This is a genomic window from Acinetobacter sp. 22323, assembly GCF_052044895.1.
In the GTDB taxonomy this organism is placed as follows: domain Bacteria; phylum Pseudomonadota; class Gammaproteobacteria; order Pseudomonadales; family Moraxellaceae; genus Acinetobacter; species Acinetobacter schindleri.
Genome location: NZ_JBQEOL010000008.1, coordinates 43,268 through 65,797, shown reverse-complemented (window position 1 = coordinate 65,797; position 22,530 = coordinate 43,268). Strand labels below are relative to the sequence as shown.

The window sequence follows — 22,530 nt, the reverse complement described above, 5'->3', positions numbered from 1 at the left end:
TAATTTTTAAGGCACCAGGATATCCAGCTCACGCAAGATATTGCATAGTTTGATCATCGGCATGCCCATTAACGTCGTCTGGTCCTGACCAATCATTTCTTCAAACAGACTAATGCCTAAGCTTTCACATTTAAAGCTACCAGCGCAGTGCAGAGGCTGTTCAATGTCAATATAACGTTCGATTTCAGCTTGAGATAGCTTGCGGAATTTTACCTTATAATGCTCAACCAGAGTTTGCTCAAAACCGCTAGATTTCTGTTGTACGCTCAGTGCTGTACTAAAATATACAATCTTGTCTGAATTGGCCTGTAACTGGCGAACTGCTTTTTCAGCAGTTAAGGGCTTGCCGATAAAAATATCTGGTGCGCCTTCACGCCAAGCCACCTGGTCAGAGCCAATGACGATTGCATCTGGGTGTTGCTCAGCCACATGTCGGGCTTTTTCAAAAGCCAGTCGCTTGGCTAAGTCATCCGCATGATTTTCACCTTGCGGTGATTCATCGATATCCGGGACGATCGATACGTAGTCAAGACGTAAGCGATTCATCAATTCTTTACGGGTCTGGCTGGAAGAGGCCAGAATAATCTTTGCGGTATTCATTAGACAGCGTATTCTTCTAAAACATGCAGAGGGACATAGGCTAGAACTGCTTTATGGCAGGCTTGTAGCTTGATTGGTGGCGCCTGGCCTGCTTCATAAGCTTCCACCCAGCGCGTCACGCAAATACACCAGAAATCACCTGGCTGAAGCCCCGGAAAACCGACTTCTGGTAACGGTGTAATCAGATCATTACCTACTTCTTGGGAGAAATTTAAAAACTCCGAAGTCATCTGTGCACAAACTGTATGCTGGCCTAGGTCACTAGGGGAAGTGTGGCAGAAACCATTACGGAAATAGCCGGTAATCGGGTCAAAACAGCAGCTCGCCAATGGCTCGCCCAAAACATTTAAACGGTTTAAATCTGGATCTGGATGTATCGACATGGGTACTGAATCTGATGGATGCTTTTTTCTATCATAACAAAACTTTGGCAATCGTTAGCTTTTCTGCAAAAGATGCTAACCTTTTTCTGCATAATCATTTAAAATCGCCTCGTTTTTAATATCTATAAAGAGAGCTCTAGATGAACTTTCAACGTATGACTGACCTTGACCTTGAGGGTAAGCGCGTTCTTATTCGTGAAGATTTAAACGTCCCTGTTAAAAATGGCGTGATTACTAGCGATGCGCGTTTACGTGCAGCATTGCCAACTATTAAAGCTGCCGTAGAAAAAGGTGCAGCGGTTATGGTGTATTCACACCTTGGTCGTCCAGTTGAAGGTGAGCCTAAAGCTGAACAGTCACTTGCACCTGTAGCAGCATATTTGACTGAAGCATTAGGTCAGGAAGTAAAGTTATTCACTGACTACCTGGATGGCGTTGAAGTTCAACCTGGTCAAGTGGTTTTACTTGAGAACTGCCGTTTCAACATCGGTGAAAAGAAAAATAACCCTGAACTTGCCGCGAAATATGCAGCACTTTGTGACGTATTTGTAATGGATGCATTCGGTACAGCACACCGTGCAGAAGCATCTACTGAAGGTGTGGCTCGTCTGGCGAAAGTGGCGGCAGCAGGTCCTTTACTTGCAGCAGAATTGGATGCTTTGGGTCGCGCGTTGAAAACTCCTGAAAAACCAATGGTTGCAATCGTTGCTGGTTCTAAGGTTTCAACTAAACTAGACGTATTGACTTCACTTTCTGATATCTGTGATCAATTGATCGTAGGTGGTGGTATCGCCAATACTTTCCTTGCAGCTGCTGGCTACAATGTAGGTAAATCACTGTGTGAAAGTGATTTGATCGACACAGCTAAAGCAATTGCAGCAAAAGTTTCTGTGCCACTTCCAACAGACGTTGTGGTTGCTAATGCATCTGAAATCAATTTTGATGACTTCCTGAGCTCATTGGCTTCTGCTAAAGCGGTTGTGAAAAAAGTTGAAGATGTTGCTGACAACGACATGATCCTTGATGTAGGTCCAGAAACTGCAAAAGCATTTGCTGAAATTTTGAAAACGTCTAAAACGATTCTTTGGAATGGTCCAGTGGGCGTATTTGAAGTCGATCAATTCGGTGAAGGCACGAAAACTCTATCGTTAGCGATTGCTGAATCGGAAGGTTTCTCGATTGCAGGTGGTGGTGACACGCTTGCTGCGATTGATAAATACAACGTTGCTGACAAAATTGGTTATATCTCGACTGGTGGCGGTGCATTCCTTGAATTTGTCGAAGGTAAAACCCTTCCTGCAGTTGCGATACTTCTAGAACGCGCTTAATTGCATGTTTTAGCCTAAAAAAAGCTGGCCAAGTGCCAGCTTTTTTTATGTCATTTTTTTTTGACAGCGGATACTTACCATTCATGGCTTCGTCATTAAAATGCAATAAATCTGTCATAAGATGCAGATATTAAATCACCAAATGACGAGATTACGTGATGAAAAAACAGTTAACTTTAGCGGCATTATTGGCAGCATCATTGGCACTGACTGCATGTGCGAAACAGGAAAATGCCCCAGCAGCTGAAGCAGAAGCTTCGGCAGCTGTTGCAGATGAGACTGTAACGCCAGAACAGCAAGCAGCGATTGATGCAATTGATCAGCCGGTTCTAGATGAAAAAAATACCGACATTCCTGCTGAAATTGCGAATGCTCCGGCAGATGCAGCGACTGCAGACGAGTCAGTTGCAGCAACTTCGGAAGCTGTGGCACCTTAATTGGATCAATGTGAGACAAAATCCCTGCAAATGCAGGGATTTTTTTTAAATAGTGTTATTTGTTGCTGAATTGAAACCTTTGTGCATGTAGAATATGTGGCATTCACTGGGAGGATATTATGGCTCTTATTTCATTGCGCCAGCTCTTGGATCACGCCGGCGAACATGCTTACGGCGTACCAGCATTTAACGTAAACAACTTAGAACAAATGCGTGCCATTATGTTGGCAGCAGACCAAACAAATTCACCTGTAATCGTACAGGCATCTGCGGGTGCACGTAAGTACGCAGGTGCACCGTTCTTGCGTCATCTGATTTTGGCAGCAATCGAAGAATGGCCACACATTCCAGTGGTAATGCATCAAGACCACGGTACCAGCCCTGACGTATGTCAACGTTCTATCCAGTTAGGCTTCTCATCAGTGATGATGGATGGTTCTTTGGGTGAAGACGGTAAAACTCCAACTTCATATGAATACAACGTCGATGTCACTCGTCGTACGGTACAAATGGCGCATGCGTGTGGCGTTTCTGTTGAAGGTGAAATTGGTTGTCTGGGTAGCCTTGAAACAGGTATGGCGGGTGAAGAAGATGGTGTAGGCGCTGAAGGTGTACTCGATCATTCTCAGCTTTTAACTTCAGTTGAAGAAGCGCGTCAATTCGTTGCTGATACTAACGTCGATGCTTTAGCAATTGCTGTAGGTACTTCTCACGGTGCGTATAAATTCACGCGTCCACCTACAGGTGATATTCTTGCGATCGACCGCATTAAAGAAATTCACGAAGCACTGCCAAATACGCACCTTGTAATGCACGGTTCAAGCTCTGTGCCACAAGAATGGTTAGCTGTAATTAACCAGTATGGCGGCGACATCAAAGAAACATATGGTGTTCCTGTTGAGCAACTGGTTGAGGCGATCAAACACGGTGTCCGTAAAATCAACATCGACACAGACTTACGTTTAGCTTCTACTGGTGCAATGCGTCGTATGATGGCTGAAAAACCAAGTGAGTTCGATCCACGTAAATTCTTTGCTGCAACAGTTGAAGCAATGAAGCAAATCTGTGTAGATCGTTACGAAGCATTTGGTACAGCAGGTAATGCTGACAAGATTCGTCCAATTTCATTGGAAAAAATGGTTTCTCGTTACTAATTGCTAGCCTGAAATCATGTTTGAAAGCCCACAAAAAACTTGTGGGCTTTTTTTTATATTAAAATAGCGTACTTAAAAATAATGATGAGCATGCAATGGAACTGATCTTTGCAGCTGCACTATGCAGCGTCATGGTCTCGATTTTACTCAAGACAGGAAGGAACAGGGGACTCAATCCCATTCATCTGATTGCCTGGAACTATGCTACAGCAAGTGTTCTTTGCTATTTCTGGTTTAAACCCGATCTGGCACATGTATCAGTCACTCATACGCCGTGGTTACTGATTTTTGCCCTAGGTATCTTGTTGCCAAGTGTATTTCTGCTACTGGCTCGGGCTTTGCAAACAGCGGGGATCCTAAAGACAGAAATCGCCCAACGTCTATCAGTCGTACTTTCTCTTGCAGCAGCTTATTTCATCTTTCAGGAACAGTTTAGCCAGCTGAAAATCATTGGAATCGGTCTCGGGATCACTGCGGTGATTTGTATCCTGCTGTCCAATCGAAATGATACTGGCACAGGAATTCGAGGTATGCTGTATCTGGGATTAGTGTGGGTCGGATATGCACTGATTGATGTATTATTGAAATACACCACCAGTTTAGGATTACAGTTCGCTGTGACGCTGAACCTGATGTTCATTTGTGCCTTTATTTTATCAATGGCTTATCTATTGATTAAATATCATCATTTTGGTGATTTGAAGCATATTGGCGTCGGGCTGGTTCTAGGGGGACTTAACTTCGCCAATATAGCGTTTTATGTTAAAGCGCATATGCTGCTAAAAGATACACCAGCGATTGTGTTTGCGGGAATGAATATTCTGGTAGTGGTATTTGGGGTACTTGCAGGCCTGGTCTTCTTTAAAGAGCGCCTAAAGCCTGCAAGCAGTCTCGGGTTGGTGCTGGGGCTTGCCAGTGTTATCTGCTTAGCCTATGCCATGTCTGCTTGACATAGGCACTGGCATAATCTAGTGGCAGACGAATCAGGTCTTCTTTTTCAGCCAGGCCCAGAAGCATGCCAGCCTGTCGGCAGTGTGGACAATGCGGATAACGATGCTGTTCATGCTTATATTGATGTAGATAGATTTTTTCGCAGTGTTTGCATTCAAATTTCATTGGTCTGGATGGAAGAACTGACATGGATACCTCTATTGTTATTCTGAATTATAAGTGTTCTTTAGTTAAGCAAAAATTAGGCCCATAATGACAACTAAAGGGGCTTTGCGCCCCTTTTATAGCATAAAATTCTTACAGTTTGGTGAAAACATCTTCAGCTTTCAGACGGGATTTTGGCAGCTTGGCATTGAAATCATTTTCACTGCGGTAACCCAAAGTCATAATTACAGATGGAATCAAGCCTTGTTCATTGAGCTTCAATTCTTCAGTAAGAATGCCTTCATCAAAGCCACCAATGGGTGTTGCATCTACACCTTCGATTGCTGCAGCAATTAACATTTGACCCAGTGCAATAAAGGTCTGGTTTTCCGCCCAACGCTGAATATCTCCTTTTTCATTACGGTAATATTCAACATAACCTGTACGGGTATTGCGCTGTGCTTCTTTGGCGGTTTCATCTTTAAAACGGCCGAGTACATCATCACGTTCCAGAAGATTATTTAAATGCTGCTCAGTAATGTCAGCTTTGGTGCAGAAAAGAATTGTATGCGAAGAATCCAATACTTTTGGTGCATTATATGCATATGTACCCACTAAAGCCTTGGCAATACGTGCTTTGGCATCCGCATGGTCAGCGATAAAAAAATGCCAGGGCTGGATATTAATTGAAGAAGGAGCTAGGCGAAGAATCTCGGTCAAACGATCAAACTGTTCCTGCGGGATTTTCTTGGATGGATCATAAGCCTTTGTCGTATAACGAGATTCAGAAACCCTAAGTAAATCCATAACTGGACTCCATTCGTCTTTGTTGATCTTGGATGGGGGCACACAGTAAAGTCATACTGTAAGTGAAGTGGATTATTACAATAAATTTCCTTCAGGCAAAGCATAAGTTGTGCAGATATCTACTATTTATAGTGTCAGCACTTAGAGCTTTGGCTAATAATAAAAGAGCTTTTCACTATTGGCACTTTTTGCCAAGAGGCGTTTAATAAGCTTATAAGCAATAACATGCAAGCGAGCGGGCGTATGCAATACACCAATTACTTCAAAAGAAAACTCAAAACTAAACAGCAAATCGGGTTATGGGTCGGTCTGGCAGATGCTTACGGTACAGAAATTGCTGCCAATGCCGGCTATGACTGGCTGCTGATTGATGGTGAGCATGCACCTAGTGATTTAAGAACCACGTTATCGCAACTACAAAGTATTGCAGCCTATCCATCGCAGGCAGTGGTACGCCCACCCATTGGCAGTGTACAGCTCATCAAGCAGCTTCTGGATATTGGCGCGCAAAGCTTACTCATCCCCATGGTTGAAACGGTTGAACAGGCCGAGCTGATGGTAAAAGCGGTACGTTATCCACCAGAAGGGATCCGGGGTGTTGGTGCAGCACTGGCACGTGCTACTCGCTGGAATAGTATTCCGAATTAGTACCAAACCGACCACGAAGATATCTGTCTGTTGATTCAGATTGAATCGGTAAAAGGTCTGGAAAATCTGGATGAAATTTTAAAGGTTGATGGTATTGATGGTGTTTTTATTGGGGCAGTGGATCTGTCTGCGACCATGGGGTATCAAGGCAATCCAAATCATCCTGAAGTTCAAAAAGCCGTGATTGACGCGATTCAGCGGATTCGTGCTGCTGGTAAAGCGGCCGGTATTCTGTCGACACAACATGATATTACTCAAAAATATCTCGATTTGGGTGCTGAATTTGTTGCGGTCGGCGTGGATACCAGTGTACTGATGAATTCTTTGCGTGAACTATTATCTAAATATAAGCCGGGTACTGAAGTAGTGAAATCTGAAGGTGGATATTAGTCCACTTAGTATTTTCCAAAATAGCAAAAGCAACTGATTACAGTTGCTTTTTATTTGTCTTGGTTTTATGAGGTCAAGTTTTTAAACTGTTTCACTAATCAATTCAAAGCTGCGATTGCAACTCATTTAGTAATGCCAGGTCGTCAGCTGTATTTCTTGCTCAGGATCACCAGAAAGCTCAAGAATCTGTGCAGATTCTTCTCGCCAGTCGCCTAAGACAATCCGCTTTTTGCCATTTACATCATGAATATTGGCACGATGAGTATGACCATGAATCAGCAGATCGACATCTTGTAGTGCGGTGTTAACAGCATCTTGATTTACGTCCATAACCTCATAGCTTTTGAATTGCTGCGCTTCATGGCTTTTCTTGCGGAAACCTTGTGCCAACTGGGCACGAAAAGACAACGGCATTTTTCTTAAAAAGCCGACTAACCAGGGATGACGGATAATTTTACGGAATCTTTGGTAGCTGATGTCATCAGTGCAGAGTTCGTCGCCATGTTCTATACGAATCTTTTTGTCAGTAATCGTTAAGAACTGAACATCGGGCAAGAGGTGTCCTGTGAACTGATTTAGAAAATCTTTGCCCAAAGCGAAGTCACGATTACCGACTAGAAAATAAACCTGATTACCCGCTTTGGTAAACTGTTTTAAATGCTCAATAATTTCATCCAGCCAAGGAGCGGTATAGTCGTCACCAATCCAGGCATTAAACCAGTCACCCAGAATATAGAGTTGGGTATTCTTATCTTTATAGGCATTTAATAAATCTAAAAACCCCCGAACGAGTCGAGGGTGATCAGGTGACAAATGTAAATCGGCGATAAACAGATGGGTCACAAATCTTTTCCTTTTATTCCTCTCTAGATCCCTCATTCATATGAGGGATTTTCTATTACACCGTTTTAAAGCATCGCTTTAAAACTCATAAAGAACGGAGAGGACGTTTTTTATTCAGAAATGATTTTTGCGGATTCGATTACAACGTTCTCTAGTGGAACGTCAGCGTGGTAGCCACGGTTACCAGTGCGAACACCTTTGATTGCGTCAACAACGTCCATGCCTTCAACAACTTTACCAAATACTGCATAACCCCAACCTTGTGCAGTTTTGCCAGTATGGTTAAGGAAAGCGTTGTTTTTCACGTTAATGAAGAACTGAGCAGAAGCAGAGTGAGGTGCTTGAGTACGTGCCATTGCAATGGTACCAACGTCGTTGCTCAGGCCGTTGTCAGCTTCGTTTTCAATCGCGTCACGCGTTGCTTTTTCTTTGAAGTTTTCGTCCATGCCGCCGCCTTGAATCATAAAACCATCAATAACGCGGTGGAAAATTACGCCATCATAAAAACCGTCACGTACATATTCTAAGAAGTTTGCCACTGTTTTAGGTGCTTTTTCAGCGTTTAATTCAAGAACAATACGACCTTTATTGGTGTTTAATTCGACTTGAGGAAAACTCATTGTGTAATCTCCTGATCATGACCTTTGAAGTCATGGGTTTTTTTGAATGAGAGAAGCATAAGCAAACTGTAATCGACAAGGCAAGCAAAAATATACTTTTCTCGGATAAAATTCTGAAAATCGTATCTTATTTATGCATTGTTCCAGCAGGCAAATCCAGATGGTTGCCTGCGCGTTACCAATTAACAATGACAAATTTTTTTGCAAGAGTATGTTTATTTTCTTAAACAGCGACATGCGATTAGATTTATGAAAAACTTCCGGATCATTCGTCCAAATTTGTATGCAATTGCAGCAGACCTAGCCTCATCATTTTAAAATGATTGAATAGAAAACAAATGCCACAGTTAGCAGTTGAGAGATTGATCACCTAAAGTTAAACTAGGGGACTTTAGTTTATGTTTTACGGCATGTCTAAAGCCTCCCGTAACAGGACATAAAACCCTTAATTTTAACTTTAGAAGTGAATGATTGATCATGAAGCCAAATGATGTTGTTACATCTCTGCCCGAGAACCCGACCCAAAACAAGAATGCAGTCGATTCAGCGCAGCAGCAGGAACAACAACCGGGCTTAGATTTTGTGCGCCAGGTCATCACTGATGATTTAGAAGCAGGCCGTACCCAACAAGTGGTGACACGTTTCCCACCTGAGCCAAATGGTTACCTGCATATCGGACATGTAAAAGCGATCTGTCTGAACTTTGGTATTGCTCAAGAATTTAATGGTTTATGTAATCTGCGTTTTGACGATACCAACCCGGATGCTGAAGAACAAGAATATGTTGATGGTATTGCCAATGATGTGAAATGGTTAGGTTTTGAATGGAATGGTGAGCCGCGCTATGCATCGAGCTATTTTGATCAGCTTTATACCTGGGCTATTCAACTGATCGAACAGGGTGATGCCTATGTGGACTTACAGTCTCCAGAAGAAATCAAGTTAAATCGCGGTAACTTTGTAGAATCAGGTAAAAACTCGCCACAACGTGATGCCACTGTTGCTGAAAACCTAGAGCGTTTTGAGAAAATGCGCAATGGCGAGTTTGCGGAAGGTCAGGCTGTGCTTCGTGCCAAGATCGACATGGCGTCTCCAAACGTGCATATGCGTGATCCGATTCTGTACCGTATCCTGCATTCTGAACACCATCAGACTGGCGACAAATGGAAAATCTACCCTATGTACGACTATGCGCATCCATTATCAGATGCCATTGAAGGTGTAACACACTCTTTATGTACACTGGAATTTCAGGATCACCGTCCATTCTATGACTGGGTGGTTGAGAAAGTTCAATCCCCAGCTGTTCCACGTCAGTATGAATCAAGCCGTCTGAATGTCGACTACACCATTACTTCTAAGCGTAAGTTGCGTAAACTGGTTGAAGGCGGATATGTGAATGGTTGGGATGACCCACGTATGCCAACTGTGGTGGGTATGCGCCGTCGTGGTTTCACCCCGGAAGGTCTGCGTGACTTCTGTAAGCGGGTAGGTGTATCTAAGGTTGATGGCAGTATCGTCGATGTAGCAATGCTGGAGTATTGCATTCGCCAGTCTCTGGAAAATGCGGCTGCACGTGGTATGGCAGTACTTAATCCACTGAAAGTGACTTTAACCAATCTGCCAGCGGATATGGATCTGACGCATTCTCGTCACCCAAATGTGGATATGGGCGAGCGTGTGATTCCATTGACCTCTGAAATTTACATTGACCGTAAAGACTTTGAAGAAGAACCACCTAAAGGCTTTAAACGTCTGATTCCTGGCGGTGAAGTGCGTCTTCGTCATGCTTATGTCATCAAATGTGATGAAGTGATTAAAGATGAAAATGGTGAAGTGGTTGAGCTGAAATGTTCAATTGATCCTGAAACTTTAGGTAAAAACCCCGAAGGCCGTAAAGTCAAAGGTGTAATTCACTGGGTATCTGCAACGAAAGGTATTCCTGCAGAAGTTCGTATCTATGACCGTCTGTTCACTGAATCTGATCCAGAAACTGGGGATGATTTCCTGGCGAACCTGAACCCTGAGTCATTGAAAGTGGTACAAGCCGTAATTGAGCCAGCACTTGCAGAGGCTAAACCGGAAGACCGCTTCCAGTTCGAACGTGAAGGTTACTTTGTAGCGGACCAATACGATCACTCAAGTGAAAAGCCAGTGTTTAACCGTATTCTGGACCTGAAAGACAGCTTTAAGCCAGGTAAATAAGTTATTTTGGCTTGGTGACTTAAATTGTATTGGTCATTTGCTGCTAAGGAAACCAATTGGCCTCGGCGGATTCAAAACAGTTTGGTTCTAATACCTTTAGATAGCCCAACTTCGGTTGGGCTATTTCTATGGAGCGTAAAACAAAAACATGATCGTCCGTGATAAAAGTAATAGTTTTAGTCTGCTGTTTGCGTGGCATGGCACCATTTTGCCTAAGGTATTACCCGCACTTATGTCAGTGATTCTGATTTCTGGGGTACTGGTTTATTTAAGCCGGGAGCACTTTTTTAGCCTACCTGCAGTCCCTGCAATTGGCTTCACCATCTTCGGGGTAATTCTGTCGATCTTCCTGAGTTTTCGGAATACCGCCTGTTATGATCGCTGGTGGGAGGGGCGTAAGCTTTGGGGTGGATTGATCGCCACCACGCGTCACCTGAGTCGGGATACTCACATACTCGATACTGAAAACAGGGAATTGCTCTTATACAGGATGATGCTGTTTACTCATTTATTGCGCGATCGTTTGCGTCAGCAAGAGAGTAACATTGAGCATTACCAGCCTGATACTCAGTTTGATCCAATTGCTTTCAATCAGATCAAGCAGCAGGTTAATCCTGCACAATGGGTACTGGAACAGATGCAGAAACAGTTAGTAGAATGTTATCGATCAGGGCAGATCTCCGATATTATTTATAATAACCTGAATCAGCATACGGTAGAGCTCGGAAATATTCAGGCAGGTTGCGACCGGATTCTGTCGACGCCGTTGCCATTTTCTTATTCCGTACTGTTGCATCGAGCAGTATATTCTTTCTGTTTTATTCTGCCTTTCAGCCTGGAAGCCAACTTGGGATTATGGACGCCAGTCCTAGTGGCATTGATTGCCTATCTGTTTTTAGGCTTGGATGAGTTGAGTGCCGAGCTAGAAGAACCTTTTGGACTACAGGACAATGACCTGGCGCTTGATTCAATCGTGCGCTTGGTCGAACGGGAAACTTTAAGTTCTATAGGACGGGAAATACCTGAACCTTTAAGGCCTTGGAAAGGGCATCTGAGTTAAGTCAGTTATTTTCATCGATATTAAAAGCCCCATTTATTTGGGGCTTTTAATTAGCGTTTTTTCAGGTTGCTGAGTATGTTCCTGGAATTGTTCCTGTAGCTCACGGTATTGCTGTAAGCGTCGTTTTGCTTTGTCGCGTAATTTCTTTTTAATATACAGTGCCAAGGCAAAGCAGGTGGTGGTTAAGGTCAGAAACATACTGTTCATGAAGCTCATCATCGAACTGATATAACCAATGGTGGTTAGACGGTTCATCATGCGGATCACCTGCGGGCTGCTTTCCACGCCAGTAATCGCCCAGGTACATAGATGTTCACAGTTATTGATAATCAGATGATAATTATTTTCATGCATGCGTGAACGCATACGACGCACAACTTTACGGCCTTTGTATTTGGTATGTGCATATTCCTGAACTTGGATTGGTTTACCATGACTAAACTTGTCAATCGAGGTAATTTCAATCGGGTGCTTTTTAAATAAGTGCGCAAAACCGGAATAATGGATCACACGACCTCGTCCGGCATAAATACCATGATGGGTATAGCCGAAGTGTTTGACCATAAGGTGAGCACCTAAGGGAAAACGTTGAGTTTGTTGCATATGCCACTGAATGCCAATTGATGTACAAATGTTTCAAGAAACCAAGTTTAACGGGTTTTTGTGATTTTATCGATGTTTATGTCTGAAAAATCAGCGAACTGATCAGTTGTAGTTAATAATGGAATGATGAAAAAAGTAGAAAGCTTAAGATTAAAATAGCCTAAGTATTATTGAGGATCATTACTTAACCGAGACAAGAGCTAGAGTAGGGCATACAGATTGAATAATGCTTCTATTTAAAAATTTCAGTCAATAAAAAAGCATTTGCTTTCACAAATGCTTTTTTAAATAAAGCCTGACCACTACTGTAATGGCAAGTGCTGCAGTTCATTCAGTTCCTTACGGCTATAGCCGCGAGAAGCGAGAACTTTTTTGATACCGACAATCACGTCTTCATCAGTTGCTTTTGCCAATGCTTCAAGAAGCTGTTCATTTGACTTACAAGCGCAGTCATTTTCAACACAAGCAATTTGATTCTTGTGTTCATTTTGTTGTTCAGCAGTGAACAACTTTTGCCAAAAACTCATAGAGCCTTCATACATGATCTAACATAGCTTGAAATATAGCCAATTAAATAAATAAAGCAATAGGACCTATGTGATAAAAGCAGCAAACAGTCTTTAAAATTTCCGATTGCAGCAGGTGTTTCAAACGATATTATTCAGTTGAAATAATGGAATTCATGTATAAGTCCATTATTTTAAAAACAAAAAATGGAGCTATTAGAAACTCCATTTATGTAACAAAAAAATAAATTGAAACAATATTTTTAGCATTTTTCCAGCAGCACACCTGACTCCACATGATGGGTATATGGGAACTGATCGAACAGGGCAAATTTAGTAATTTTATGCGTCTGAGACAGCTGTTTCAGATTGTCATGCAATGTATCTGGATTGCAAGAAATATAGATGATACGTTCGAAGCGCTGCAGTAACTTGAGTGTTTCATCATCAATACCGGCACGTGGTGGGTCGACAAAGACAGTATCAAAATCATAAGTTGAAATATCAATTTTGGCTTCTTGCAAACGACGGAACACACGTTCACCGTTATAGGCTTGGGTGAATTCTTCAGCAGACAGACGAGCCACCTGAATATTGTCAATACCGTTCTGCTGAATATTCCATTCAGCTGCATAGACTGAAGATTTCGCCAGTTCGGTCGCTAATACACGACGGAAGCGGGTAGAGAGTGGTAAGGTAAAGTTGCCATTACCACAGTAAAGCTCCAATAGGTCTTTATCAGACTGCTGTGCAGCATTGCATGCCCATTCCAGCATTTTCTGGCAGACTTGCGCATTAGGTTGAGTAAAACTGCTTTCAATTTGCTTATATTGATACTTGCGATCGAACACAGTCAATTCTTCAACAACATAGTCATCAGTTAAAATGACTTTCTGCCCACGACTACGACCAAAAATCTTAATATTGAGTTGTTCTGATATGGCTTTAGCTGCAGCTTCCCATTCAGCAGTCAGTGGGCAACGATAAACCAGTGATACCAACATTTCACCTTTTAAAGTGGCAAGAAAATGCGCTTCAAAGAGACGATTTGATAAAATAGGCTCAGCCTTAAGTGCTGCCAATAAGAGTGGCATTAAGGCATTAATACTGCGGTCGGCCACCGGAAACTCATCAATACGGATGACTTTTTTATTATTGTTCTCATCACGTTCAAACATGGCATAAAACAGGTCATCTTCAGTATGCCAGATCCGAAACTCAGCACGCATGCGATAGTACTGTTCAGGTGATTCGAATACTTCTAAAGCAGGTGGTTGATATTCGGCAAATTGCGCGCTAATGCGTTCAACTTTGGCATCCAGTTGTTGCTGATAAGATGAGGTCATATGCAGTAAAAATCGCAAATATTTTGAAAGCCAAGATGGTAGCAAAAAATTGCTGTTCTGCCTAAGACTATTCAGGGAAACAGGCTGGAAAAGCTGCTAAAAAAAAGGCCAAATCTACAAAGGGGAGAGATTTGGCCTTAAGAGGAAAGAAATTAAAATAAAATAAGTGATAAAGCTGCTTATAAGCCTGACATGGTCATCAGACTGGCATTACCACCCGCTGCTGCGGTATTAATGCTAATTGCACGTTCAATTACAAAACGTTCCACCGGAATCTCATAATTTCCGGAACTTAGATGAGTAATACCTACAATTGGACCTTGACGTGTTGCAATACGCTGCTGCAGATCAATCAGTGCAGAAGCATCACCATGATGCAGTACAGCTTCGAAATCACCAGATTCCATATCTTTAATCACTTTAATGGCCTTTACCACTTTTGCTGGCATACTTTGTAAATGTTTAAGTATAAAAGTATTGTCTGCCAGTACAGCCGGGCGACTACCCACCGATAAAATCGCCAGTAATTGCTGAATCTGATCAGCATCATTCGTTGCCAGAGATAATATACTTTCACGTGGCAAGATCATGTACTGGTTTTCTTCACCTGTTGGACCTTGCAGGCTAAAGCTGTGCCCAGTTGTGATTTTAGCCGGAGTGGTTAAGGAAATCGTTGGGAAAGTTTTATATACCCAAGCTTTAAATTCCTGTAGTAATGGATTTTCAAGCGTTGCCTGAGCAGAATTCATCGCATAAGGTTGAGCTAACTTTTTCTCGGATACCTGATGCATTAGACGGTAAATATAAAGTGGACCACCGGCTTTTGGACCAGTACCGGATAGACCTTCACCACCAAATGGCTGTACCCCAACGACTGCACCGACAATATTACGATTAATATACAGGTTGCCGACATGTGCTTTCGAGATCACAGTCTGCATGGTTTCATCGATCCGGGTATGTAGTCCCATAGTTAGGCCATAACCCTTACTGTTGATCTGATCTAGCAACTGTGGCAGTTGGCCAGCTTTATAGCTAATCAGATGTAGCACCGGACCAAAAACTTCACGTTCCAGATCATTCAGGTTTGGCAGTTCAATTAAAGTAGGCGGAATGAAGGTGCCTTGAGCCAGTTCAGAAGCATCCTGATTAAACATTAATTGATGGACTTTATGGCCTTTGCTGCGCATCTGATCAATATGCTTCTGAATGTTCTGCTGGGCATCGGCATCAATGACCGGACCAATATCGGTTTTGAGCAGAACTGGATTGCCAACTCGCAACTGCTGCATAGCACCTTTTAACATATGGCGTACAGTGTCCAGATTATCTTCCTGTACACACAATACACGCAGGGCGGAACAACGCTGACCGGCACTATCATAAGCAGAGTTGACCACATCTAGCACCACCTGTTCGGTCAATGCAGATGAATCGACAATCATGGCATTCTGACCACCAGTTTCGGCAATCAGGGTCACACTTTCGCCAAACTGGTTTAACCGTTTGGCTACAGTTTTTTGCAGAATCTTTGCTACTTCGGTAGAGCCGGTAAACATGATGCCTTGAATGCGGGAGTCCTGGCTCAGCTGGGCACCAATGGTTTCACCACGGCCGGGCAACAGTTGCAATACATCTTGTGGAATGCCAGCTTCCCAGAGAATTTGTACAGCTTGGGCAGCAATTAGCGGGGTCTGCTCAGCCGGTTTGGCAATCACAGTATTGCCCGCTACTAATGCCGCAGAAATCTGGCCGGTGAAAATCGCCAGCGGGAAGTTCCAAGGGCTGATACACAGTACGGTACCTAAAGGCTGGATATGGACATTGCCAGGTAAATCTGACATCTGGCCAGCATAATAACGCAGGAAGTCAATCGCTTCACGTACTTCGGCAATGGCATTGGCATAGGTTTTACCAGCTTCACGCGATAGCAGAACCATCAGGGGCAGCAGGCGTTGCTGCATCAGCTCAGCGGCTTTATTCAGACAGGCGGCACGTTCATTCTTTGGCAGATTGGCCCAGAAATGTTGTGCATTGGCAGCTTGGATCAGGGCAATTTCTGCCTGTTCAGTCGTTGCTTCATAAACGGTACCGACGATATCCTGATGCTGGGCTGGATTGATTACGTGTACAGTATTACTTATATCAGGTTCTGAAAAAGCTGTGCCCATTGCTGCTGCCTGGAACTGGGTATCAGCCAGACTTACTGCAACTTCATTTAAAGCATTGAGTTCCGCGTCATTGGCCAGATCCAGTCCAGATGAATTGATACGTGTGCCATAAAGATCTTGAGGATAGGGAATATGAGGATGTTTGGTACCCAATACATTTCCCTGTTGAGCGGTCTTTATAATTGTCTGACGAGGATTTTCGATCAGATCTTCAACTTTTAAGCTCTTGTCCGCGATCCGGTTCACGAAAGAAGTATTGGCACCATTTTCCAGCAGACGGCGTACCAGATAGGCCAATAGGGTTTCATGATTGCCGACTGGGGCATAGATACGACATGGAATACCGAGCTTGCCAGCCGCTTTGTCACCGACCACATTTTCATATAGCGGTTCACCCATGCCGTGCAGGCACTGGAATTCATATTGACCAGCGTAGTAACGTTCCGGATTGGCGAGTTGGTAAATGGTGGCCACAGTTTGTGCATTGTGAGTGGCAAATTGCGGGTAGATATAATCGGGTTCTGCCAGCAGTTTACGTGCGCAGGCAATATAGGACAGGTCAGTATGTACCTTGCGGGTAAATACCGGATAATCCGCCATACCTTCGATCTGGGCTTTTTTGATCTCGCTGTCCCAATACGCACCTTTGACCAGACGGATCATCAGGCGTTTCTGGCTGCGTTTAGCCAGATCAATAATATAATCCACTACATAGAAGCAGCGTTTCTGGTAGGCTTGAATCACGAAACCAATGCCTTTCCAGTCATTGAGTGTCGGTTCAAAACACAGGCGTTCTAAAAGCTCTAAGGAAATTTCCAGACGTTCGGTTTCTTCCGCATCGATATTCAGACCGATATTGTACTTTTTCGCCAGAACCGCCAGATTCAGTACTTTGCTATACAGTTCATCATTAACACGATCCATCTGTGAGCGTTGGTAACGTGGGTGCAGCGCAGACAGTTTGATGGAAATGCCCGGGCCGTTATAAACATCTTTATCTGTTGATGCCTGACCGATGGCATGAATTGCATTTTGATAATCCTGATAATAACGTTCTGCATCCGGATCGGTTAGGGCTGCTTCACCCAGCATGTCATAAGAATATTGGAAACCTTTTTCTTCCAGACGTTCGGCATTTTTCAGTGCTTCATCAATGGTTTCGCCAGTCACAAACTGTTCACCCATCATGCGCATCGCTACATCGACCGCCTTGCGGATAATGCCACGGCCACTGCGTGCCAAAAGGCCAGTTAACAGACTTGACAGGCTTTTCTGCTGTGGGGTTTCCATCAGCTTTCCGGTCAGCATCAGTCCCCAGGCCGCAGCATTGACAAACATCAGCTGGCTTTGCCCAAGATGTTCTTTCCAGTTGCCCTGATTGATCTTGTCACGAATTAACAGGTCGCGGGTCGCCGTATCCGGAATACGCAGCAAAGCTTCTGCCAGACACATCAATGCGATACCTTCCTGAGAAGACAGCGAAAATTCCTGTAATAGCCCTTGCACAATGCCGGCCTTGCCACCTGAACCTTTACGTTCACGCAAGGAATGCGCCAGATCAAAAGCCAGGCTTTGGATTTTGTCCGTCAGTTCAGAGGAAATTTCACTATGTTCCAGCAGGGTTTCCACGCACTCGGATTCTGCACGTCGCCATGCGGAATTAATGCGCTGTTCATATTCATTTTTATCCTTAAATTCAGCAATATAATTCGATTGCTGTAGGGCATTCGAGTGCGAATTTGGGCGTAGGATGGTGGACATAGTGACTTCCTGTACTGCGTCAAACGGTTCTTTGAGTTGAATGAGTTTTAATCTATAATCCCAAAATAATTGACGAATATCTCACTATAGTTTGTATCATTTTTAGAGAATAATTCTAATGAATAGCCCATATGTAAGCCTTGACCGAATAGATATTCGTATTCTTGATTTGCTGCAATCTGAATCGAAAATTTCCAATATCAAACTGGCAGAAATGGTGAACCTGTCGCCAACAGCAGTACTGGCACGGGTGCAGAAATTGACCAAGGAAGGATTTATTCTCGGTTATGAAGCCCGTCTGAATCCGGTCAAGCTGAATAACGGTTTTGTAGTTTTTGTCGAGATACTGCTGGATAAAACTACACCGAATGTACTAGAAGAATTTTCTGAAGCAGTGCAGCATATTCCGGATATCGTGGAATGTCATATGATCAGTGGTGGCTTTGATTTTGTAGTAAAAATCCGCTGTGCGAATATGGATGAATTCCGTAAAATTTCCGGAGATATTCTGTGGCAGTTGCCGGGCGTAAAAGAAACCCGCAGTTATCCGGTGATGGAAGTAATTAAGGAAACCCAGCAGATCAAGCTGAAAGTACCTGCCAAAGCTAAAGTATAAAATGCTGATAAAACAAAAGGGACACGAAGTCCCTTTTAGTTTTTGAAATAGAAAGACTATTTCTTCATTTCTGCCATTTCTTTTTGATATTCGGCTTTCGCCAGTTCAAAACGATTGACTACATCGTGACTTGGAGCTTTATCTAGCAAACTAACAATCACAATGCTAAGCGCTGCCAGAATAAAGCCGGGAATAATCTCGTACAACCCTGTATCGCCCATATAATTTTTCCAGGCAATTACGGTTACTGCACCTACTACCATGCCAACAATTGCGCCATTGAGAGTCATGCGTTGCCAGAACAGCGAGAAGATGATCAATGGACCAAACGCTGCACCAAAGCCTGCCCACGCGTAAGCCACTAGACCAAGAACTTTGCTGTTCGGATTGATTGCCAAGGAAATTGCAATCAGGGAAATCACAATCACCATGCCACGGCCAACCCAGATCAGTTCTTTTTGCGAAGCATTTTTACGCAGGAAACCTTTGTATAAATCTTCGGTAAGAGTCGTAGAACAGACCAGCAGCTGACAGCTTAAAGTACTCATAATCGCAGCCAGAATTGCAGCCAAAACGATGCCAGCCACCCAAGGATTAAACAGGATTTTGGTCAGTTCCATAAAGACTGTTTCAGGATTCTGGTTCACGATCGCTGCAGCAGGTAAATCAGGATTTGCTGCAAAATAAGCAATTCCGATATAACCTGCAGACATTGCACCCACCAGACACAGGATCATCCAGGTCATACCGATACGACGTGCAGCGGGAATGGTTTTTACCGAATCTGCCGCCATAAAACGAACTAAAATATGCGGTTGGCCAAAATAGCCTAAGCCCCATGCCAAACTTGAAATAATCGCCACCATACTCAGACCTTCCAGCATATTGGATGCATGTGGACGGGCTGTTTCAAGCAATGTACCGACCTGTTGAGCATTATCACCCAATGCCAGATAGGTAATGATCGGAGTAATTAACAAGGCGAAAATCATCAAACCAGCCTGAAAGGTATCGGTCCAGCTGATCGCCAGAAATCCACCGATACACACATACAGAATCGTAGCAACAGCACCGAGCCAGAGTGCAGTGGTATAATCCCAGCCAAACAGGCTTTCAAATAAGCGTGCACCTGCAACCATGCCGGAAGCACAGTAAATCGCAAAGAACACCAGAATCACGATTGCAGAGAGCAAGCGTAAAATCCGCTTCTTATCCGAAAAACGGCTGGTAAAATAATCGGGCAATGTCAGGGCATTGTTCTGGTATTCGGTGTGGGCACGCAGGCGGCCAGCCACCAGGAGCCAGTTCAGCCAGGCACCAATAATCAGACCAATCGCAATCCAGACTTCAGACAAGCCAGACAGGTAAATTGCACCAGGCAGACCCATTAGCAGCCAGCCGCTCATGTCGGAGGCGCCTGCCGAAAGTGCAGTCACCACACTGCCCAGACTTCGCCCACCCAAAATATATTCATCAAAATTGGACGTTGCACGATAGGCGTATAAACCAATTCCAATCATGGCGACGATATAAAACAGAAAAGTAATCAGTGTCGGGTTTAGCGAGCTCATAGGCAGAGTATCCTTAAATATTGCACATCATCATCCGGGATGATTTTTTGTACTGCGTTCACAGGGCAGTGATTCAAACACGGTTTAAAAATTACACTCTGTAACAGTTAAGCAGTTTTTATGTATGCTTTATGTAAATTTGATTTTTTAAATAGAATAGTATGGAATTCAAAATGGCTAAATAAAGCCAAGAATAGTCTAATTTAGAGCTAAGAAGCTAATTTTTAATAAATAGTTAAAATCATTAAACTTTTGTTATTTTATTACACAAAGTTACAAAACTAACAGCAAATGCGAACTAGACATATTTTGTTGCAAATATCGCTTAAAAGATTTCTATTTGTTTCTGACCACTCCGCGCATAGTGGAAGAGCACCATCAAGGTGCATCATCGCCAAGAGTAAAAAATATGGACAATATGCTTCAAATTGACTTGAACAGAATCGAACAGGATTTATTGGGTAAAAAACAGATTCCACAGCATAGTTATTATGGAATTCATACTATACGTGCGCTGGAAAACTTTCAGATATCAGGTTTAACTGTAGGACAGCAATTACATTTTATTCGCGCTTTGGCACAAGTTAAAAAAGCGTCTGCACAAACCAATCTACATTTTCAGAAAATTTCAGAACAACAATGTGCAGCCATTCAGCAAGCCTGTGATGAGCTGATTCAACATCCGGAAAACTGGCAGGATGCTTTTCCACTGGATCCTTATCAGGGCGGAGCCGGGACTTCCATCAATATGAATGCCAATGAAGTGATTGCCAACCGTGCGCTGGAACTGATGGGGCATCGTAAAGGGGAATATCATATTCTGCATCCGAATGATCATGTGAATACATCGCAATCTACCAATGATGTCTATCCCACGGCACTGCGCCTGGCGACTTATACACGTTTAGATGAACTGCTCAATGTGCAAAAATCTTTGATTGATACTTTATATAGTAAGGCTACAGAATTTCAGTATGTGATCAAGATGGGCCGTACTCAATTGCAAGATGCTGTTCCTATGACTATGGAGCAGGAATTCCGCGCTTTTGCGACTTTATTAAAAGAAGATTTTAAGCTGATTGAGCAGATGCGTCAGTTATTGCTGGAAGTTAATCTGGGTGCAACAGCAATTGGAACTGGTGTAAATACACCAACGGGTTATGCCAAGCGTGCTGTAGAAACTTTGGCACACATTACTGGTCTGCCTTTAAAAGGCGCGGAAGATTATGTAGAAGCGACCAGTGATTGTGGCGTATTCATTATTCTGTCTAGCAGCCTGAAACGTCTGGCAGTCAAGTTGTCCAAAATCTGTAATGACTTACGTCTCTTAAGTTCTGGACCACGTACCGGTTTGGCAGAAATCCGCTTGCCAGAATTACAGGCAGGTTCTTCGATCATGCCAGCCAAAGTGAATCCAGTGATTCCGGAAGTGGTGAATCAGATTGCATTTCGGGTAATTGGCAATGACCTGACCGTGACCATGGCGGCAGAAGCTGGACAATTACAGCTCAATGTCATGGAACCTGTCATCGCGGTATCTTTAAATGAATCGATTCAATTGCTGACCCACGGTATGCAGACGCTACAGCAAAAATGTATTGCCGGTATTCAGGCCAATGAGCAGAACTGTTTAAATGCCGTGATGCGCAGTATCGGCATTATCACTTTGCTGGAACCACTGCTAGGGCATGCCATGTGTGATGAAATCGGAAAACAGTGTATTCGTGAAAATAAAACTGTGCCTCAAGTCGTACTGGAGCTGGGTCTGCTCAGTCAGGCTCAGTTAGATCAAATCTTTGCCTTTGAAAATCTGGTCTCGGAAGTACCTAGTGAGATCAATCAGTTAGAACAAGTGTCCTGAAGCTCTTAAGGCTTTGAATCACGATTTATAGGATCGTGCTGATTTTAACCATTTACCCCAAATCCAGTCTGTGGATTTGGGGTATTTTCATCTAGACTAGATAAATCCCACGATGAATTCGGAACATAGCATGTTTGATAAAATCAGCACTTTATTCAAATCAAATAAACCTTCTCCTCCACAGCTTTATCTAGAAGAAAATAATATTCAATATACCGAAGAAACTGGCTATATCGTAGATGGGATTAACCTGAATCAAGAGTTAGGTGAAAGACTAGAATATCTGTCTAACCGACGCATGAAAACATTTGATGATCTGAAAGAATTATATTTTACAGCCATGATCATTAATGAAAAAATTGATCTGGAAATTGCCAATCAACGTTTTAATTCAAGATTGGGCAATACTGAAGAAAACTTGCTGCAATTTAAAGTAATCGTAAAAAAGTTGAATGATTATTACCGAAATTTTCTGCGTGAGAAAAAATAGCATTTGAAGTGGAAAGAAACCATTATTTTCCTGAT

General features: G+C 43.1%; 20 protein-coding genes and 1 pseudogene. 10 read left to right on the top strand and 11 right to left on the bottom strand.

The window, feature by feature from the left end; all coding sequences use genetic code 11:
- Positions 1-6: 6 nt before the first annotated feature.
- Together ACTJIX_RS07030 and ACTJIX_RS07025 are read right to left on the bottom strand one after the other, a co-directional pair.
- Positions 7-600 carry a Maf family protein gene (locus ACTJIX_RS07030; protein WP_004812682.1) on the bottom strand — a complete coding sequence of 198 codons (594 nt, stop codon included), beginning with the start codon at positions 598-600 and terminating at the stop codon, positions 7-9.
- The gene (locus ACTJIX_RS07025) at positions 600-983 is read right to left on the bottom strand and encodes a DUF2237 family protein (protein ID WP_004812683.1); all 384 of its coding nucleotides are present in this window, start codon (positions 981-983) and stop codon (positions 600-602) included. The genes ACTJIX_RS07030 and ACTJIX_RS07025 overlap by 1 nt, the downstream gene beginning before the upstream one ends.
- Before the next feature lie 140 nt (positions 984-1,123).
- Here ACTJIX_RS07025 and ACTJIX_RS07020 point away from each other — a divergent pair, with 140 nt between their 5' ends.
- From ACTJIX_RS07020 to ACTJIX_RS07005, 4 genes are all read left to right on the top strand, one after another.
- The gene (locus ACTJIX_RS07020; RefSeq protein WP_004812684.1) at positions 1,124-2,311 is read left to right on the top strand and encodes a phosphoglycerate kinase; all 1,188 of its coding nucleotides are present in this window, start codon (positions 1,124-1,126) and stop codon (positions 2,309-2,311) included.
- Between the two features lie 158 nt (positions 2,312-2,469).
- Positions 2,470-2,748, top strand: coding sequence for a hypothetical protein (locus ACTJIX_RS07015; protein ID WP_004812685.1), 279 nt, complete (start codon positions 2,470-2,472; stop codon positions 2,746-2,748).
- Between the two features lie 119 nt (positions 2,749-2,867).
- Positions 2,868-3,902, top strand: a complete 1,035-nt coding sequence (gene fba / locus ACTJIX_RS07010; protein ID WP_004812686.1) for a class II fructose-bisphosphate aldolase — start codon at positions 2,868-2,870, stop codon at positions 3,900-3,902.
- A gap of 95 nt (positions 3,903-3,997) precedes the next feature.
- Positions 3,998-4,852: a DMT family transporter gene (locus ACTJIX_RS07005; RefSeq protein ID WP_004812687.1), complete on the top strand. Its 855-nt coding sequence runs from the start codon at positions 3,998-4,000 to the stop codon at positions 4,850-4,852.
- Here ACTJIX_RS07005 and ACTJIX_RS07000 read toward each other — a convergent pair.
- Both ACTJIX_RS07000 and nfsB read right to left on the bottom strand, forming a co-directional pair.
- Entirely contained in the window at positions 4,821-5,042 is a 222-nt protein-coding gene (locus ACTJIX_RS07000; protein ID WP_004812688.1) for a hypothetical protein, read from the bottom strand. The two genes, ACTJIX_RS07005 and ACTJIX_RS07000, sit on opposite strands and share 32 nt — an antisense overlap.
- A gap of 108 nt (positions 5,043-5,150) precedes the next feature.
- The gene (gene nfsB / locus ACTJIX_RS06995) at positions 5,151-5,804 is read right to left on the bottom strand and encodes an oxygen-insensitive NAD(P)H nitroreductase (RefSeq protein WP_004812690.1); all 654 of its coding nucleotides are present in this window, start codon (positions 5,802-5,804) and stop codon (positions 5,151-5,153) included.
- A 243-nt stretch (positions 5,805-6,047) separates the two neighbouring features.
- Between nfsB and hpaI the strand changes: the two are divergent.
- Positions 6,048-6,842 (top strand): annotated as a pseudogene (gene hpaI, locus ACTJIX_RS06990) (4-hydroxy-2-oxoheptanedioate aldolase).
- A gap of 126 nt (positions 6,843-6,968) precedes the next feature.
- On the opposite strand, the gene ACTJIX_RS06985 reads toward hpaI, so the two are convergent.
- Complete coding sequence (locus ACTJIX_RS06985) at positions 6,969-7,685, bottom strand: UDP-2,3-diacylglucosamine diphosphatase (protein WP_111810445.1); 717 nt, start codon at positions 7,683-7,685, stop codon at positions 6,969-6,971.
- 110 nt (positions 7,686-7,795) lie between these two features.
- Positions 7,796-8,305: a peptidylprolyl isomerase gene (locus ACTJIX_RS06980; protein ID WP_004812701.1), complete on the bottom strand. Its 510-nt coding sequence runs from the start codon at positions 8,303-8,305 to the stop codon at positions 7,796-7,798.
- 477 nt (positions 8,306-8,782) lie between these two features.
- Here ACTJIX_RS06980 and ACTJIX_RS06975 point away from each other — a divergent pair, with 477 nt between their 5' ends.
- Both ACTJIX_RS06975 and ACTJIX_RS06970 read left to right on the top strand, forming a co-directional pair.
- Positions 8,783-10,510, top strand: a complete 1,728-nt coding sequence (locus ACTJIX_RS06975; protein WP_004894460.1) for a glutamine--tRNA ligase/YqeY domain fusion protein — start codon at positions 8,783-8,785, stop codon at positions 10,508-10,510.
- A 148-nt stretch (positions 10,511-10,658) separates the two neighbouring features.
- Positions 10,659-11,570, top strand: a complete 912-nt coding sequence (locus tag ACTJIX_RS06970; protein WP_004894463.1) for a bestrophin family protein — start codon at positions 10,659-10,661, stop codon at positions 11,568-11,570.
- A 33-nt stretch (positions 11,571-11,603) separates the two neighbouring features.
- Here the strand turns inward: ACTJIX_RS06970 and ACTJIX_RS06965 are convergent, their stop codons facing one another.
- From ACTJIX_RS06965 to putA, 4 genes are all read right to left on the bottom strand, one after another.
- Positions 11,604-12,173, bottom strand: coding sequence for a lecithin retinol acyltransferase family protein (locus tag ACTJIX_RS06965; RefSeq protein WP_004812708.1), 570 nt, complete (start codon positions 12,171-12,173; stop codon positions 11,604-11,606).
- A gap of 302 nt (positions 12,174-12,475) precedes the next feature.
- Positions 12,476-12,700, bottom strand: coding sequence for a hypothetical protein (locus tag ACTJIX_RS06960; protein WP_008305254.1), 225 nt, complete (start codon positions 12,698-12,700; stop codon positions 12,476-12,478).
- Positions 12,701-12,942: 242 nt separating this feature from the next.
- A complete protein-coding gene (gene trmA / locus ACTJIX_RS06955; protein WP_005221794.1) occupies positions 12,943-14,025 on the bottom strand; it encodes a tRNA (uridine(54)-C5)-methyltransferase TrmA in 1,083 nt (360 codons plus the stop codon).
- Positions 14,026-14,204: 179 nt separating this feature from the next.
- The gene (putA, locus tag ACTJIX_RS06950; protein ID WP_262478724.1) at positions 14,205-17,957 is read right to left on the bottom strand and encodes a trifunctional transcriptional regulator/proline dehydrogenase/L-glutamate gamma-semialdehyde dehydrogenase; all 3,753 of its coding nucleotides are present in this window, start codon (positions 17,955-17,957) and stop codon (positions 14,205-14,207) included.
- Positions 17,958-18,075: 118 nt separating this feature from the next.
- On the opposite strand from putA, the gene ACTJIX_RS06945 reads away from it, so the two are divergent.
- The gene (locus tag ACTJIX_RS06945) at positions 18,076-18,573 is read left to right on the top strand and encodes an Lrp/AsnC ligand binding domain-containing protein (RefSeq protein WP_004812716.1); all 498 of its coding nucleotides are present in this window, start codon (positions 18,076-18,078) and stop codon (positions 18,571-18,573) included.
- A 56-nt stretch (positions 18,574-18,629) separates the two neighbouring features.
- On the opposite strand, the gene putP is transcribed toward ACTJIX_RS06945, so the two are convergent.
- Positions 18,630-20,144, bottom strand: coding sequence for a sodium/proline symporter PutP (gene putP, locus ACTJIX_RS06940; RefSeq protein ID WP_008305250.1), 1,515 nt, complete (start codon positions 20,142-20,144; stop codon positions 18,630-18,632).
- A gap of 409 nt (positions 20,145-20,553) precedes the next feature.
- Between putP and aspA the strand changes: the two genes are divergently transcribed.
- Together aspA and ACTJIX_RS06930 are read left to right on the top strand one after the other, a co-directional pair.
- A complete protein-coding gene (aspA, locus tag ACTJIX_RS06935) occupies positions 20,554-22,005 on the top strand; it encodes an aspartate ammonia-lyase (RefSeq protein ID WP_004894477.1) in 1,452 nt (483 codons plus the stop codon).
- 130 nt (positions 22,006-22,135) lie between these two features.
- Complete coding sequence (locus ACTJIX_RS06930; protein WP_004894481.1) at positions 22,136-22,495, top strand: hypothetical protein; 360 nt, start codon at positions 22,136-22,138, stop codon at positions 22,493-22,495.
- The last annotated feature ends 35 nt before the right edge of the window (positions 22,496-22,530 follow it).

Bases quoted from the DNA above. Each gene is read 5' to 3' on its own strand.
- ACTJIX_RS07030 (WP_004812682.1), bottom strand. From the start codon at position 600: ATGAATACCGCAAAGATTATTCTGGCCTCTTCCAGCCAGACCCGTAAA.
- ACTJIX_RS07025 (WP_004812683.1), bottom strand. From the start codon at position 983: ATGTCGATACATCCAGATCCAGATTTAAACCGTTTAAATGTTTTGGGC.
- ACTJIX_RS07020 (WP_004812684.1), top strand. From the start codon at position 1,124: ATGAACTTTCAACGTATGACTGACCTTGACCTTGAGGGTAAGCGCGTT.
- ACTJIX_RS07015 (WP_004812685.1), top strand. From the start codon at position 2,470: ATGAAAAAACAGTTAACTTTAGCGGCATTATTGGCAGCATCATTGGCA.
- fba (WP_004812686.1), top strand. From the start codon at position 2,868: ATGGCTCTTATTTCATTGCGCCAGCTCTTGGATCACGCCGGCGAACAT.
- ACTJIX_RS07005 (WP_004812687.1), top strand. From the start codon at position 3,998: ATGGAACTGATCTTTGCAGCTGCACTATGCAGCGTCATGGTCTCGATT.
- ACTJIX_RS07000 (WP_004812688.1), bottom strand. From the start codon at position 5,042: ATGTCAGTTCTTCCATCCAGACCAATGAAATTTGAATGCAAACACTGC.
- nfsB (WP_004812690.1), bottom strand. From the start codon at position 5,804: ATGGATTTACTTAGGGTTTCTGAATCTCGTTATACGACAAAGGCTTAT.
- ACTJIX_RS06980 (WP_004812701.1), bottom strand. From the start codon at position 8,305: ATGAGTTTTCCTCAAGTCGAATTAAACACCAATAAAGGTCGTATTGTT.
- ACTJIX_RS06975 (WP_004894460.1), top strand. From the start codon at position 8,783: ATGAAGCCAAATGATGTTGTTACATCTCTGCCCGAGAACCCGACCCAA.
- ACTJIX_RS06970 (WP_004894463.1), top strand. From the start codon at position 10,659: ATGATCGTCCGTGATAAAAGTAATAGTTTTAGTCTGCTGTTTGCGTGG.
- ACTJIX_RS06965 (WP_004812708.1), bottom strand. From the start codon at position 12,173: ATGCAACAAACTCAACGTTTTCCCTTAGGTGCTCACCTTATGGTCAAA.
- ACTJIX_RS06960 (WP_008305254.1), bottom strand. From the start codon at position 12,700: ATGAGTTTTTGGCAAAAGTTGTTCACTGCTGAACAACAAAATGAACAC.
- trmA (WP_005221794.1), bottom strand. From the start codon at position 14,025: ATGACCTCATCTTATCAGCAACAACTGGATGCCAAAGTTGAACGCATT.
- putA (WP_262478724.1), bottom strand. From the start codon at position 17,957: ATGTCCACCATCCTACGCCCAAATTCGCACTCGAATGCCCTACAGCAA.
- ACTJIX_RS06945 (WP_004812716.1), top strand. From the start codon at position 18,076: ATGAATAGCCCATATGTAAGCCTTGACCGAATAGATATTCGTATTCTT.
- putP (WP_008305250.1), bottom strand. From the start codon at position 20,144: ATGAGCTCGCTAAACCCGACACTGATTACTTTTCTGTTTTATATCGTC.
- aspA (WP_004894477.1), top strand. From the start codon at position 20,554: ATGGACAATATGCTTCAAATTGACTTGAACAGAATCGAACAGGATTTA.
- ACTJIX_RS06930 (WP_004894481.1), top strand. From the start codon at position 22,136: ATGTTTGATAAAATCAGCACTTTATTCAAATCAAATAAACCTTCTCCT.